General features: G+C 54.3%; 12 protein-coding genes. 9 read left to right on the top strand and 3 right to left on the bottom strand.

Features of this window, described 5'->3' with window-relative positions; genetic code table 11:
• The first annotated feature begins 28 nt into the window (after nucleotides 1-28).
• The 6 genes from N3G78_01390 to pyrE all read left to right on the top strand — a co-directional run bounded on the left by N3G78_01390 (nucleotide 29) and on the right by pyrE (nucleotide 6,164).
• Entirely contained in the window at nucleotides 29-472 is a 444-nt protein-coding gene (locus tag N3G78_01390; protein ID MCX8116569.1) for a hypothetical protein, read from the top strand.
• 320 nt (nucleotides 473-792) lie between these two features.
• Nucleotides 793-1,254, top strand: coding sequence for a hypothetical protein (locus N3G78_01385; GenBank protein MCX8116568.1), 462 nt, complete (start codon nucleotides 793-795; stop codon nucleotides 1,252-1,254).
• A 678-nt stretch (nucleotides 1,255-1,932) separates the two neighbouring features.
• On the top strand, nucleotides 1,933-3,138 hold the full coding sequence (locus tag N3G78_01380) for a hypothetical protein (GenBank protein ID MCX8116567.1): 1,206 nt from the start codon (nucleotides 1,933-1,935) through the stop codon (nucleotides 3,136-3,138).
• A gap of 667 nt (nucleotides 3,139-3,805) precedes the next feature.
• Nucleotides 3,806-4,216, top strand: a complete 411-nt coding sequence (locus N3G78_01375; GenBank protein ID MCX8116566.1) for a hypothetical protein — start codon at nucleotides 3,806-3,808, stop codon at nucleotides 4,214-4,216.
• A gap of 213 nt (nucleotides 4,217-4,429) precedes the next feature.
• The gene (locus tag N3G78_01370; GenBank protein ID MCX8116565.1) at nucleotides 4,430-5,293 is read left to right on the top strand and encodes a M48 family metallopeptidase; all 864 of its coding nucleotides are present in this window, start codon (nucleotides 4,430-4,432) and stop codon (nucleotides 5,291-5,293) included.
• Nucleotides 5,294-5,444: 151 nt separating this feature from the next.
• Nucleotides 5,445-6,164 (top strand): orotate phosphoribosyltransferase, encoded by a 720-nt coding sequence (pyrE, locus tag N3G78_01365; protein ID MCX8116564.1) that lies wholly within the window; start codon nucleotides 5,445-5,447, stop codon nucleotides 6,162-6,164.
• Here pyrE and purF read toward each other — a convergent pair.
• Genes purF through mtnP form a run of 3 tightly spaced genes read right to left on the bottom strand, consistent with a single transcriptional unit; the run spans nucleotide 6,140 to nucleotide 8,894 of the window.
• Complete coding sequence (purF, locus tag N3G78_01360; protein ID MCX8116563.1) at nucleotides 6,140-7,483, bottom strand: amidophosphoribosyltransferase; 1,344 nt, start codon at nucleotides 7,481-7,483, stop codon at nucleotides 6,140-6,142. The two genes, pyrE and purF, sit on opposite strands and share 25 nt — an antisense overlap.
• Nucleotides 7,484-7,514: 31 nt before the next feature.
• Nucleotides 7,515-8,009 carry a Mut7-C RNAse domain-containing protein gene (locus N3G78_01355; GenBank protein ID MCX8116562.1) on the bottom strand — a complete coding sequence of 165 codons (495 nt, stop codon included), beginning with the start codon at nucleotides 8,007-8,009 and terminating at the stop codon, nucleotides 7,515-7,517.
• Nucleotides 8,010-8,033: 24 nt separating this feature from the next.
• On the bottom strand, nucleotides 8,034-8,894 hold the full coding sequence (gene mtnP / locus N3G78_01350) for an S-methyl-5'-thioadenosine phosphorylase (protein ID MCX8116561.1): 861 nt from the start codon (nucleotides 8,892-8,894) through the stop codon (nucleotides 8,034-8,036).
• Nucleotides 8,895-8,972: 78 nt separating this feature from the next.
• On the opposite strand from mtnP, the gene recG reads away from it, so the two are divergent.
• The 3 genes from recG (at nucleotide 8,973) to N3G78_01335 (ending at nucleotide 13,920) form a co-directional block, all read left to right on the top strand.
• The gene (gene recG / locus N3G78_01345; GenBank protein ID MCX8116560.1) at nucleotides 8,973-11,165 is read left to right on the top strand and encodes an ATP-dependent DNA helicase RecG; all 2,193 of its coding nucleotides are present in this window, start codon (nucleotides 8,973-8,975) and stop codon (nucleotides 11,163-11,165) included.
• Nucleotides 11,166-11,292: 127 nt separating this feature from the next.
• Entirely contained in the window at nucleotides 11,293-12,504 is a 1,212-nt protein-coding gene (gene alaC / locus N3G78_01340; protein MCX8116559.1) for an alanine transaminase, read from the top strand.
• Nucleotides 12,505-12,606: 102 nt separating this feature from the next.
• Nucleotides 12,607-13,920: a homoserine dehydrogenase gene (locus N3G78_01335; GenBank protein ID MCX8116558.1), complete on the top strand. Its 1,314-nt coding sequence runs from the start codon at nucleotides 12,607-12,609 to the stop codon at nucleotides 13,918-13,920.
• Nucleotide 13,921: the final 1 nt, after the last annotated feature.

The following is a 13,921-nucleotide window of genomic DNA, read 5'->3' as shown; positions in this document are numbered from 1 at the left end:
GGGCTGCCGTAACTTAAGAATTTTATTGATGATTTTCTTGGCAGGAATGGTTCTCCGCCCCGATTCAAGTTTTGGCCAGCCATCGTGGAAGACAAAACTGGCCTACCGATTGGCGGAGTCCATACAGGCGATTCAGAATTTTTGTATCGAAAGGGCTCAAGTGGAGTGTGAAATCCTCGAGCTCGAACACAATCCTCCCTATCTCCGGAAAGGCCAGTCGATCGACTATATCGGCGTCAGGAAAAGAGAGGTCACTTACTTCTATCTTGTCGTCACGGAGGCGGACGAAATGGCGCCCGATATATATCTCTTTGATTCCCGGGGGAAATTGTTATCGACGGGACTGGTTTTGAAAGATGCTGCCTTGGCAGTCCATAGACCGGAGTATACACAAAAGGTTATCCAAAGAATCAGGATGTCTCGCGGATCGGGCCATATCGGGTTCGCGGTGTTGGCCCCCGTGGGCGATTGATCATCGAAGGAGGTAGAGGGATGAAACAGACCGTATGGGTTTTCCTTTTAAGCTTCCTCTTATGTGGACATGTCAGCGGACAAGAAGGGTCACCTCCTTTTACCAAAGCGGACTTTGTTAGGGTGCTCCCACCTTCCTCGAGAACTTTGATCGGAAGCCTTTCGAAATCGGTGGATGCGAAAATATTGGCAAGCCACATCCAGGAGAACGTGCCTGTGGCGTATGGGTTTTCGTCGGGGATTTCGAAGGAGAAGGGATCTTTTAAACTCGGGATGCTTATGGCAGACCTTGAAACGACCATCAGGGCCGGGGGAAGAGAGATGGTCTCAAAAGCGGTTCATGCCCTAACGGACGGCCTCACAAAACTCCAAGCCCCCATTCCTCTGATCACAGCCACCATCAATCTGGGAGCAGCTGTGACCTCCCGGATAGAGATCGAGTCGATGGACAAAACAACCCTCCCGGTTCTCCGGCCCTTTATGGAGGATTTTCTCTCAAAAGAAGGACATTTGCTCTTTTACAGATTTGGAGAATGGGCCCAGGCCACAAGACTTGCTGCCTTATCCGGAGAAAAAGGGAAGGTGGAGGCCGCGGTCCAGTTTCTACGGGGAGCCAACCTGGCAGCCTACTTTCTTGAGGAGTTGAAAGCAAAGAAATTACCGATGGGGGTCATGGACTCTCTGAAATCCATTGCAGAAATCGAAAAAAAGAGCCTGATCGGCGAAGAAGAAGTGAGGAGGACCCTCAAGGCTGTCACGACAATAATTGAAATCATGGGATGAAAAGAGCAGGTCAGTCCTTGTAAAGAGCGATGATGAGCATCGGGTTTTAAAAATTTCTTTTTTTGATGGCTCACCCTCGAGATGTCTCGTTTGGCCAATTTATTGGCCCGGGTCGTGCCGGAGGCCCATTTCTTTGACGGTGAGCCAATTGACCTACGGGTCCTCATGGCCAGAGGGTTCAAAGCAAGGTTGGTTTTACCAAACTGACCTTGATCAGGCAAAGAGGATGGTGAGGGAGTCGAGGGGGGAGGAGGATTTTTGTGTTTGGCCCTTTCAGAGTCTCCGGCAATAAAAGATCACCAATCTTGTTTTCAAACCTTGCCACGAAGAATGGCATTGAAGCGGAGAGATGAGGGTTGAATTCAAGCCCTTCGAGACGGCTTCTGGCGAACGGATGGTTATGGTTCTATCAAGCCCTTTGGGAGGCCGGAGGAAGAGGGAGGGCGGATAAGAGATCGACCAAGATTTAGGCCCTACCAATGGTAGACCCACTCTTTCGAGACCCGTCAACAATTCTTTTAAGGCCGAGCGAGTTCTCACTACGTTATCTTTAGACGACCCTCACCCACAAGGGTTAAAAAGGGACATAAAAACTCCTGGGAAGCTCTTAAACAAAGGGATCTCTAAGCCAACCGAGAGCATATTTTTCTCCAACTCATATTTAAAGGAGATGAAGAAATGGCCTTTAGATCGAATAGTAAGGCACCCCAAGCCTCTTCAAAATATTTATTAGGGTTAGGAGCGGTGTTTCTGATGCACGGATTGATAGAGGCCTCAGAGGAGGTACTTGCCAGGATTCCGAGGGAGGACCCACTTTATATCGATTCCGTGCCGTTTAGAATCGAGATCGAGCTTGGAAAAGGGAATTATGAGGAGGTGATTCGTCTTGCCGAGCTGGATCTTAGCACGAAGGAAGTACCGGGTTGGATAGCAAGAAGGATTGGAATCGCCTATTTCCAAATGGGGCGACTGGATGAGGCAAAGGCTTACTTCCAAAAGGAGATGGGAGATTTTCCGAGCAATTCCGAGGTGTTCGATACATTGCAACCCCTCCTGTCTTCAAACCCCAAAAGGAGGTTGGAGGGTCTTTTCAAGGCGATTAGGCAAGGGCTTCTTCCCCCTCATTTTGGCCTTGACTGCATAGCCCCCCTACTCTGCGAAGGCCGTGCTGCCACCTGCTGTTTTACCGACCAGGTATTTTCCCAGAGCAAACCGATGGACAAAAATGTGAGCCTGAAGAAGAGGTATTTGGATTTTGCCTATGATTTATATAAAAAATTTGGGGTCTTCTCCGCCTTTCTTCCCTATGTCCAAATTGAATCTGGGCTTTGCGTTTCTCTAAGAAAGATATACTTTTCCCTCGATCGGTCGATCTTCGATCGCGTTGAGAAGATTGGGCAGGCTTCGTGGGCCGATTTCGAAAGGATCAAGAAGGGTTCACCCCCTCTCCTCGAATACCTTGAAATAGAAGGGAGATCGCTGGGATATCCGGAATGTTGCGTGGAATGGGCCTTGACAAACCGTCGTCAAAATCAGCCGATAGAATATCTCGCCCTCAAATCTCTCATCGAGGAGGAATATTCCTTGTTTCAGTCCCAGGTGAATCCAAATCTTCCCCTTTTGGCTTACTTCACATTCGAATTTTATCCCTGTAGCCCATTCTGTTCTGCCGCTGAGGGGGTGGGAGGAAAGATTCTAAAACAGTTTAAAAGGGAAGGGTCAGAACTATCTGATCTATATCATCATTTTATTTTCCCTTTCAATAAAAGGAGGATTTTCCACTCCCATATGCCATATGTCCAGTTTGTCAAAGATTTCAACTGGGGCATTTTCCAAGCTTTAAATTCAAAGGGATTAAAGAACAATTTTAAGGACAGTAAGTAGAACGGCCCCAAAGCCTCAGAGCCATTGGGCAAGGCCACCAATCCGAGAATGGATGTAGCTCCTTTTCCCCTTGAAGGATGGAAAAGATTTGTCCACCGAATTCGTAGAAAAATTTTTAAAAAAAGGACGTGGAAATTGAGGCTTATGTCCGTCTAATCAAATAGAAAAAATAGAAAGGAGGTAGGTGAGATGGTGACAAAACGGACGATTTTTTTAGTGATGTTTTTGGCTGGGTTCATCAGTTTTTTAACGGTAGATTGGGCTGAGGCAGGGTGGGTTTCCGGTTATTACCGTAGAGATGGAACATATGTTTCTCCCCATTACCGCAGTAACCCGGATGGCAACCCTTACAATAATTATAGTTACCCGGGCAATTATAACCCAAATACGGGCAGGATTACCCCCGGGGACCCCAACAGATATCTGGACCGTTATTATGATCGTTCTGACCGAAGCCCCTATTATAACCCTTATTATAATCCCTCTTATACTTTTCCGAGATGGTAGATAACCCTAACCTCCCAGGCGAGAGGCAACCCTTCACTGAAGAGGGGGTTGCCTCTCGGAATTGAAGGATAATCAAATAGTTTCGCATTTCCTACGGATCGCCCTTCTCTCCTATCGGAAGCCCGAAGAGAATTCTCCCCGTCCCACATCAGGAGGATTTATGGAAAAAAGATTCAAAGTCCTTCAAGGGGGAAAGGCCGGTGAGGATATCTATGAGGTGTGTAAAAGAACCGGAACCATCGATATAAATGGCAATGTAATCTCACGCTTTATGGAGGACCCCCAATGGGACTATCTTTACGACGATTATTATGAACTGTTATGTAGGATAGAAAAAGCCTGGGTCATCATTCGGGAGATCACGGATGACCCGTTGGAAATCCATATAGCGGGTTGGATGTTTGGTGGATATACCGATGCAGAAATAGCTGGGTTTCTCCTGGAAGCTAAGATGGTCAAAAGATGGGAAGAAGGTTTTGCCAGAATCAAATGGTTTATGAGAAAAATAGAGGGCTGGAGACGGAGAAATTCTAAAATTCCTCAAAAGAACCCCTCTGACCCCAGGAAGTGAAGGCCCTATTTCACAAGAAGATTTCAATCGCCATGGAAGAAAACACCAACTCTTTCTGAGAAGCAGTAAATCTCCGATTCGATGACCGAAATCTTTTAAACGAGCCCCATGGGGGTTTTAACCCATTTTGAAAAAATTCACCCGGTCTTGGATTCAAAAATCTAAGGGATGGGGATATAAAATTTACCACAGGCAATTCTCCGACTTGCCGGTATGTTAAAGAATAAAATTACCTTCAGGATCTTAAGTTTCAAACTCTTCGTCCTCCTCATAGGGCTTCTCGTCACAGGATGTGCAACTGCACCGATTACAGGAAGATCCCAACTGATGATGCTTTCGAAAGCCGAGGAGGAACGCCTGGGTGAGGCTGCCTTTTTACAATTTTCCAAACCCCTTTGGGATAAGGGGCATATCGTGAGGAGAGACGATCCGAGGCCCGAGATGAGAGGTCATTTATTGACCGTCAATAGGGTCTTCGGTAGGATTTTAGAAGCAACGGGGTGGAAGGATGAATACAAATGGAGGTTCATCATCGTTGAAGATTCCAAAACAGTCAATGCTGGGATGTTCCCGGGAGGGAAGATGGTCCTCTATACAGGGTTGTTGAATTTTGTCAAATCCGAAGATGAGTTGGCCGCGGTCATTGGCCATGAAATTGCCCATGCCATCGCCCGTCACGGGGCAGAGCGTTATTCTCAAATTCTCGCAGCAAATTTAGCGATAGCGGCGGTGGATGTGGCCGTAGCCAGTTCGAAGAAATATTCTAAATACGAAGGGGCCATCATGATCGCCGTGGGCCTAGGGGCTCAATTGGGAGTTTTGCTTCCATACAGCAGGCTCCATGAACACGAGGCAGACTATATTGGACTTCTCATCATGTCTAAAGCGGGTTATGACCCTAACGGGGCTATCCACTTTTGGGAAAGGATGGAGAGAGAGTCAAAGGGATTTCAAATCGAATATTTTTCAACCCACCCAAGTTACGGCACAAGGCTCACTAACTTAAAAAAATGGCTTCCCCAAGCGTCACAGTACCGGGAAAAACCATGGATGCCCCTGCCCGAAAAAAAACAATAATAATTTAGATGGGAAGCAAGAATGAGAATCCGCTGAGACCCAACCTCCCTACCCTCGCCTGGACGCCGATCTCTAAACCCAAAAGAAGGAATCCTATTGACAACGGCCTCAAATCTGTATATGAGTGTTAAAAACGTTTTGGGGGAGTCTGATGATTCTCGGAATCGAGGAGATCGAGAGAAAGGTCTGGGAGGAGGAGAAGCAGTTTCTGACCAAGCAGGTGGGCATCCTCCTCATCAAGAACGACGCCATCAAGTTCGGGGACTACATCCTGGCCTCGGGGAAGAGGAGCCCCTATTACATCGATCTGAGGCTGACCCTCTCCAGCCCGATCACGATGGACTGGATCGCCAACGCCCTGACCCGGATCGTGGTCAACGAGATCGGAAAGGAGAAGGTCGACAAGATCCTGGGGGTCCCCACCGCCGGTGTCCCCTTTGCCACCATGGTCAGCCAGAAACTCGGAATCCCCCTCATCTATTACCGGCAGGCCCGAAAGGAACACGGGGTGAGAAAGAAGATCGAGGGGACCCTGAGCCGGAACGACCGGGTCCTCATTGTGGACGATCTCATCACCACCGGAGAGAGCGTGATCGAGGCGGCCGAGGTGGTCAGGGACCAGGGCGGGGTGGTCAACGAACTGGTCGTCTTACTGGATCGGGAGCAAGGGGGAAGGGAGAGGCTTCGGGCCTCCCGGATCGAACCCCACATCCTCTTTAAGATATCCGATGCCATGGATTGGCTCCACAGCGTCGGCTTGATCGGAGACAAACTCTACGAGACGGTGAAGGCCTACATCCTTGAAGAGAACAGGGCCTCCCAGCAGGCGAACCCATCCCCTCCGCCTCAATCCTCTGAATCGACCGGATAGTCTCCGGTGAAGCAGGCATAGCAGAACTTCTCCTCCTCTCCTTGCACGCACCTCTTCAACCCCTCCAGGCTGAGGTAGTTCAAAGAGGTCGCCTGGATGAACCTCCGGATCTCATCCACCTGATAGGAGGAGGCGATGAGTTCGGACTTCCTGGGCGTATCGATCCCGAAGAAGCAGGGGTCGGTGATGGGCGGAGAGCTGATCCGCACGTGGACCTCCCGGGCACCTGCGTTCCGAAGCATCTTCACGATCTTCCGGCTGGTGGTGGCCCGGACGATCGAATCGTCCACAATGGCGATCCTCTTTCCCGAAAGCAATCCCTTGACGGGATTGAGTTTGATCTTCACCCCGAAATGGCGGATCCGCTCTTCGGGTTCGATGAAGGTTCGACCCACATAGTGGTTTCGAATCAGGCCCAGTTCGAGAGGAAGTCCGGATCGGGCCGCAAAGCCCAGGGTGGCCGGAAGCCCGGAGTCGGGCACGGGGATCACCATATCCACCTTGGCGGGTGCCTCTTCCGAGAGCCGGAGGCCCAGGGACTTCCTCACCTGATAGACGTTGTGATTGAAGATGAAACTGTCGGGCCTGGCGAAGTAGATGAATTCAAAGATACATTGATGGAGCTTCCGCTTGGGAAAGGGTTTAAACGATTTGATCCCCTTTTCGTTGATCAAGAGGATCTCCCCTGCCTCGATCTCCCTCTCGAACCGGGCGCCGATGAGGTCAAGGGCGCAGGTCTCCGAGGCGACCACGGGCGAGCCTTTGAGGCTTCCAAGGATCAGGGGTCTGAATCCGAGGGGATCCCTGGCCGCCACCATCTCCGTTTCGGTGAGGAAGAGTAAGGAATAGGCCCCCTCCACCTGTCCGAGCGCCTCGATGGCCCGTTCGGTGAAGGTCTTTCCCGTGGCGTGGGCGATCAGGTGGACGATGACCTCGGTATCCATGGTGGATTGGAAGATGGAGCCGCCCGTTTCCAGCCTGTTTCGGATCAGGTAGGCGTTGGTCAGGTTTCCATTGTGGGCGATGGCGACCGATCCCTTGGAGTAATTGACGACAAAGGGCTGGGCATTCTTCAGGTCGCTCTCTCCAGCCGTGGAATAACGGACATGGCCGATGGCGCTTCGGCCTGGAAGCCTCTTCAATGTCTCACGGGTGAAGATCTCCGAGACCAGTCCCATCTGACGGAAGTGATAAAGGCGATTTCCATCGGAGGAGACGATCCCCGCGCTCTCCTGACCCCGATGTTGAAGGGCATAGAGTCCCAAATAGGTGTGATTCGAGGCTTCGGGGTGGCCATAGATTCCGAAGATGCCGCACATGGGATTAAACCTTCACACTCAGATCGTTCCTTCAATCTTTCAACGACACAGGGCCGGCCGGGCCTTTTTCGACCGAAACCCCTTTGGCCAATTCCTCCACCCTTCGCCTCATCTGCGTCAGATGGGAACCGGGCCAGTAGATCCTTCGACAGGCGGGGCACCGGAAAAAGTCCCCATGCTGATTGAAAATGAAATCGGGCACGCGACCCTCCGCCTCCTTTTTAGGGATCTCCTCGAGGAGTTCGTTGCACAGAAGGCATCGGCTGAAGAGGACCTCTTCGTCGAGCCGGAGGGAGGCCTTCCGGATCACCTCCTCGACCTGGCGGGAGGGCTTATCTTCGGTGATCGTGAGGATCCGGTCTTTCGGCCTCCTGAGGGCCAGCTTCCGATCCCGTGTCAGGAGGACTCGGCCCTCATCGCGGGAAAGATGGAGAAGCTGGTGGATGTCCCTTCCTGTATAATAAAGGGTATCGAACCCGAGCATCCGGAGGCCTTTGACCAGTTTTCCGAGGGTTCGATCGGCCACGAATTTCACTCGGTCCCCTCGTCTTCAAAGGTACTTCCCTAATATGGGTTCGAGGTCCTGTTTCGTCTTTTCCGGGATCAGCTTCCGGCTCGTGATCAGGGCATGTTTCAGGGCCTCTGCACAGGGGCAGTCCCTCTTCTCCGGGAGGTGCTTGAGGGCGATTCGGATGGCGCTCTTGGCCGTCCGGACGCTTTGGGCGAGGATTCTCAGGACCTCTCCGATGGTGACGTCCCCTGCCTCCTGATGCCAGCAGTCGTAGTCGGTCGCAAAGGCCATGGTCGCATAACAGATCTCCGCCTCCCTGGCCAGCCTTGCCTCCGGGAGGTTGGTCATCCCGATCACATCGACGCCCCAGGAACGGTAGAGGTTCGACTCGGCCCGGGTCGAGAACTGGGGGCCCTCGATGCAGAGATAGGTCCCTTTCTTGTGAACCGTGGCGCCCACTTCCTCTCCGGCCTTGGCGAGGAGCTGGCTGAGGGTGGGGCAGACCGGGTCGGCAAAGCTGATGTGGCAGACCACGCCGTCGCTGAAGAAGGTGTTGGGCCGGCCTGCCGTTCGGTCGATGAACTGGTCGGGGATGACCATATCTCCCGGATGGATATGCTCCTTCATCGAGCCCACGGCGCTCACCCCGATGATCCACTGGACGCCCAGTTTCTTCATGGCGTAGATGTTGGCCCTGAAATTGAGGGACGAGGGGGGGATCCGGTGTCCTCTCCCGTGGCGGGGCAGGAAGGCGACCTTCACCCCTTCGAGACGGCCCACCACGATCGAGTCCGAGGGACTTCCGAAGGGCGTGGACAGGGTGACCTCTTCGATCTTCTCGAGCCCTTCCATTTCATAAAGCCCTGAGCCACCGATCACTCCGACCATCTTCTCTTCCATCTCTTCCTCCATGAATCAACGAACCTATGGTAATCGATTTGGAAGACCCTGTCAACGAACCGCGGGAGGGAGGCGGTCTTGTCTAACCGAGCAGGAGGGTGGTATGCTTCCCTTCAAGAATCGGGGTTAAGAAGCGCCATGACCAAAAGATCCGAACCCATCCTGAAACCTTCCCTCTCGGCCCCGATCCAGTATGTGAAAGGGGTGGGACCGAGGCTTGCCGGCCTTCTCGAGCGAAAGGGGATCCGAACCGTCGAAGACGGACTCTATTTCCTGCCCCGTGCCTATGAGGACCGGAGACGGGTAAAGAGGATCGCCGAGCTTCAGATGGGCCGGAAGGAGACCGCTTTCGGAGAGATTCTAATCTCCGGGATGGCCTATTACCAGAACCGGAGGAGGAGGGTCTTCGAGGTCAGGGTGGGAGACGATACCGGGGTGATCACGCTCAAATGGTTCCATGGTCACGAGCGCTATCTTCGGAGTCGGTTCAGAAAGGGCCGAAGGCTCATCTTTTCAGGGGAGGTGAGGTGGTTCAACGGCCAGAAGGAGATCCATCACCCGGAGGTGGAGATCGTGGAGGGCGATCTCGAAAAGGACTCCCTCCATTTCAAGAGGATCGTCCCCATCTATTCCGAAACCGAAGGCCTTCCTCAGTGGCGGCTCCGCCGCTTGATGAAAAGCCTTGTGGATCAATACTCGGATGAGCTGAAAAGCCCCATCCCCTCAGAGATCCTCGAACGTCAAGGCTTGATCGATTTCTCGGAGGCCTTCCGGAGGGTCCATTTCCCGCCCGAGGAGGAGTCGATCGAGCGGCTCAATCGCTTCCAATCGGAAGGCCACCGGAGGATCATCTTCGACGAGTTCTTCTTTCTCGAGCTCGGCCTGGCTTTGAAGAAGCGCGGGGTCAGTCTGGAACAGGGCCTCTCCTTCCAGGCCGAAGGCCAGCTCGCCCGTAGACTGCTGGACACCCTTTCGTTCGAGTTGACCCCTGCCCAGAAGCGGGTGCTTTCCGAGATCGTGGAAGATCTGAGGAGACCTCACCCGATGAACCGTTTGATTCAGGGAGAGGTCGGAAGCGGAAAGACGATCGTCGCCGTCCTGGCAGGCCTCCACGTGGTGGAATGCGGTTACCAGGTGGCCATCATGGCGCCCACGGAGGTCTTGGCCGAGCAGCATTACCTCACGATCCATCGATGGGTGGAGCCCTTGGGGGTCCACGTGGCGCTGTTGACCAGCCAGGTCAAGGGGGCGGAAAGGGAGGAGATCTATCGGTCGATCCGAAGCGGGAGGGTCCAGATGGTTATCGGGACCCATGCGGTGATTCAAGACCAGGTGACCTTCCATCGACTGGGGCTTGCGATCATCGACGAACAGCATAAATTCGGGGTGATCCAGAGGGGGCTCCTGAAAAAGAAGGGAGAACATCCCGATGTCCTGGTCATGACCGCCACGCCCATACCGAGGACCCTGGCCATGACCCTCTACGGCGATCTCGACCTCTCGCTGATCGATGAACTCCCCCCTGGGCGGATGCCCGTTGCGACCAAGGTCTTTTCCGAGTCTGAACGGGGCCAGGTTTACCGGATCGTCGAAGAGGAGGTGAAGAAAGGGAGACAGGCCTTCCTGGTCTATCCCCTGGTGGAGGAGTCTGAAAAATTGGGTCTCGAAAATGCGACCCAGATGGCCGAACACCTCCAGAGGCAGGTCTTCCCCACCTTTCGCATCGGACTGCTTCATGGTCGGATGAGGAGCGAGGAGAAGGAGAGGGTGATGATGGCCTTCAAGGAAGGGAAGATCGATATCCTGGTGGCCACGACCGTCATCGAGGTGGGCATCGATATCCCCAATGCCACGGTCCTGGTGATCGAACATGCCGAGAGGTTCGGCCTCTCCCAACTGCACCAATTGAGGGGGAGGATCGGCCGGGGCCGATATCCCTCCACCTGCCTCCTCGTCACCCCACGCGGGATTTCTGAGGAGGCCCAGATTCGCCTCCGGACCATGGAGCGGACGAACGATGGGTTTCAGATCGCCGAGCAGGATCTCGAGTTGAGGGGGCCAGGAGAATTTTTTGGCACCCGACAGTCCGGCCTTCCGGACTTCCGGGTGGCCCATCTCCTCCGGGATGCCGCCGTGCTCATCGAGGCGAGAAAAGAGGCCTTTCGTTTAGTGCAGGAGGACCCGGACCTCCAAAGCCCTCCTCATGCGGGCCTGAAGGAGATCCTGCTTAAGAGGTGGAAAGGGAGATTGGAATGGGCTTCGATCGGTTGAAGGGGAAGGCCGATTGAAAAGAGGGTTAAAGTGTGTTAACCCTAACCGTAAGCTCAGGCTTCGGCCTCTTGGGCCGTTGAGGTCGGGGCGCCAGAAGATTTCACCAAAGATCGGATAGCGAGAGACGATGGGGACCTTTCCACTTGACGGGACCGCCTTTCCAAGGATCATGCGGCTCCCCCCTTACATCTTCGGGATCGTCAACCAGCTGAAGATGGAGGCCAGGAGGCGGGGGGAGGATATCATCGACTTAGGGATGGGAAACCCCGATCTGCCCACGCCCAAGCACATCGTCCATAAACTGATCGAGGCGGTGAAGAACCCCAGGAACCATCGATACTCGGCCTCGAAGGGGATTTACAAACTCCGGCTGGCGATCACCAACTGGTATCGGAACCGTTACGATGTGGACCTCGATCCCGAGTCGGAGGCCGTGGTCACGATCGGCGCCAAGGAGGGGATCGGCCACCTGGTTTTGGCGACAATGGGCCCGGGCGATGTCGTCCTGGTCCCCAACCCGACATACCCCATCCATGCCTATTCGGTGGTGATCGCGGGGGGCGATGTGCGGTCGGTCCCCCTCGCCGGAGAGGGCGATTTTTTCGAGAGATTGGAGGCAGCGACCAAACAGAGCTGGCCCCCTCCGAAGATGCTGATCGTCAGTTTTCCCCACAATCCCACGACGCGGGTGGTGGACCTCGATTTCTTCGAAAAACTGGTCGATTTCGCCAGAGATCACCGCTTGATGGTCGTTCACGACCTCGCCTATGCCGACATCGTCTTCGACGGTTACCGGGCCCCCAGCCTTCTTCAGGTGAAGGGGGCAAAGGAGATCGGGGTCGAATTCTTCTCCCTTTCCAAGAGCTACAATATGGCGGGATGGCGGGTCGGGTTCGCCGTGGGGAATCCGGAGATGATCACGGCCCTGGCCCGGTTGAAGAGCTACTTCGATTACGGGACCTTTCAACCGATTCAGATCGCGGCCATCATCGCCCTCACCGAAGACCAGTCCTGCGTCAGGGAGGTTGCGGAGACCTACCAGAGACGGAGGGACACCTTGATCCACGGGCTGAAGCGGATCGGCTGGGAGATCGAGAAACCGAAAGGGACGATGTTCGTCTGGGCGGAGATTCCGAAGGCCTTCCAGAAGATGGGGTCCCTCGACTTCGCCAAGTTCCTCCTGAGGGAGGCCAAGGTGGCGGTCTCTCCGGGCATCGGTTTCGGAGAGTATGGAGAGGGTTTCGTAAGGTTCGCCCTGGTGGAGAACGAGGCCCGGATCAAACAGGCGGTCAAGGGGATCCGAAAGGCCTTCCAGGGTTTTCCCTCCCAGTCGCCTTGAGAGGGGAAGGATCGCGGGTTGGGGTGAGTCCGTTGCCACCCGCGGGCGAGGAACGAACCATGGGGAGGGGGCGTTAAGGGATTTCTCAGGGAGACCGAGAGGATGAGAAGCATCCGGGCGGGAATGATCGGATTTGGCACGGTGGGAGCCGGTGTCGTGAAGATCTTGCAAAAGAATGCGAGGTTGATCGAAGCCCGAATGGGAGCCCGCCTCGTTTTGAAACGGATCGCCGACATCGACCTGAAACGGGATCGGGGGGTCAGGGTCAGACCGGAACTTTTGACGGAGAACGCCGAAGAGATCCTCCAGGACCCAGAGGTCGACATTGTGATGGAGCTGATCGGCGGGATCGAACCGGCCAGGACGTTTATCCTCAAGGCCATTCAGAACGGGAAGCATGTGGTGACGGCCAACAAGGCCCTGCTCGCCCTCCACGGGGACGAGATCTTCCAGATGGCCGAACGTCACGGCGTGAACGTCAATTTCGAGGCCTCCGTGGCAGGTGGCATCCCTTTGATCCGTTCGATCAAGGAGGGATTGGTCGCCAATCGCATTCAATCGATCTTCGGGATCCTCAACGGGACCTCCAACTACATCCTGACTAAGATGACGGACGAAGGGCGCAGTTTCCAGGAGGTCCTGAAGGAGGCCCAGGAGAAAGGGTACGCCGAGGCAGACCCCACTTACGATCTCGAAGGCATCGATGCCGCCCATAAGCTGACCATCCTCATCCGGCTCGCCTTCGGGACGAGGATACGATTCAAAGATATCTTCATCGACGGCATCTCCGCGATCACGCCCCTTGACCTCCAGTTCGGCAAGGAGTTCGGTTATCGGGTCAAACTGCTGGCCATCGCCAAGATCGAGAACGGAAAGATCGAGGCCAGGGTCCATCCCACCTTCGTCCCGGAGGGCCATCTCCTTGCGACCGTGGGAGGGGTCTTTAACGCCGTCTATATCCAAGGAGATGCGGTCGGGCCTACGCTCTTTTACGGCCAGGGGGCGGGGCAGATGCCCACCGGAAGCGCGGTGGTCAGCGACCTCGTGGACCTCGGAAGGAATCTCCTCGGCTGCGCCGAGGGGCAGAAGGCCCCTCTGCGATCCGATCGACCCTCGGCCCTTGAACGGCTTCCCTTGAAGAAGATGGAAGAAGTGGAGATGCCTTACTACATGCGTTTTTCAGCCCTGGATCGGCCAGGGGTCCTCTCCCAGATTTCAGGGATCTTGGGACGAAACGGGATCAGCATCGCCTCAGTCATCCAGAAAGGCCGGAAAGTCGACGGGGCCGTTCCCGTCGTGATGATGACCCATGAGGCAAGGGAGAGGAGTGTCCACCAGGCGTTGAAAGAGATCGATCGGTTGAAGGTGATCCTGGGAAAGACCGTCTTCATTCGGGTCGAGAACGAGCTGGAGTGAT

Source organism: Thermodesulfobacteriota bacterium (assembly GCA_026415035.1).
Taxonomy (GTDB): domain Bacteria; phylum Desulfobacterota; class BSN033; order BSN033; family UBA1163; genus RBG-16-49-23.
This window is presented reverse-complemented; position numbering and strand designations above follow the sequence as displayed.

What these genes read in the sequence shown, in the direction of transcription:
- N3G78_01390 (MCX8116569.1), top strand. Translation starts at nt 29, where the DNA reads ATGATTTTCTTGGCAGGAATGGTTCTCCGCCCCGATTCAAGTTTTGGC.
- N3G78_01385 (MCX8116568.1), top strand. Translation starts at nt 793, where the DNA reads ATGGTCTCAAAAGCGGTTCATGCCCTAACGGACGGCCTCACAAAACTC.
- N3G78_01380 (MCX8116567.1), top strand. Translation starts at nt 1,933, where the DNA reads ATGGCCTTTAGATCGAATAGTAAGGCACCCCAAGCCTCTTCAAAATAT.
- N3G78_01375 (MCX8116566.1), top strand. Translation starts at nt 3,806, where the DNA reads ATGGAAAAAAGATTCAAAGTCCTTCAAGGGGGAAAGGCCGGTGAGGAT.
- N3G78_01370 (MCX8116565.1), top strand. Translation starts at nt 4,430, where the DNA reads ATGTTAAAGAATAAAATTACCTTCAGGATCTTAAGTTTCAAACTCTTC.
- pyrE (MCX8116564.1), top strand. Translation starts at nt 5,445, where the DNA reads ATGATTCTCGGAATCGAGGAGATCGAGAGAAAGGTCTGGGAGGAGGAG.
- purF (MCX8116563.1), bottom strand. Translation starts at nt 7,483, where the DNA reads ATGTGCGGCATCTTCGGAATCTATGGCCACCCCGAAGCCTCGAATCAC.
- mtnP (MCX8116561.1), bottom strand. Translation starts at nt 8,894, where the DNA reads ATGGAAGAGAAGATGGTCGGAGTGATCGGTGGCTCAGGGCTTTATGAA.
- alaC (MCX8116559.1), top strand. Translation starts at nt 11,293, where the DNA reads ATGGGGACCTTTCCACTTGACGGGACCGCCTTTCCAAGGATCATGCGG.
- N3G78_01335 (MCX8116558.1), top strand. Translation starts at nt 12,607, where the DNA reads ATGAGAAGCATCCGGGCGGGAATGATCGGATTTGGCACGGTGGGAGCC.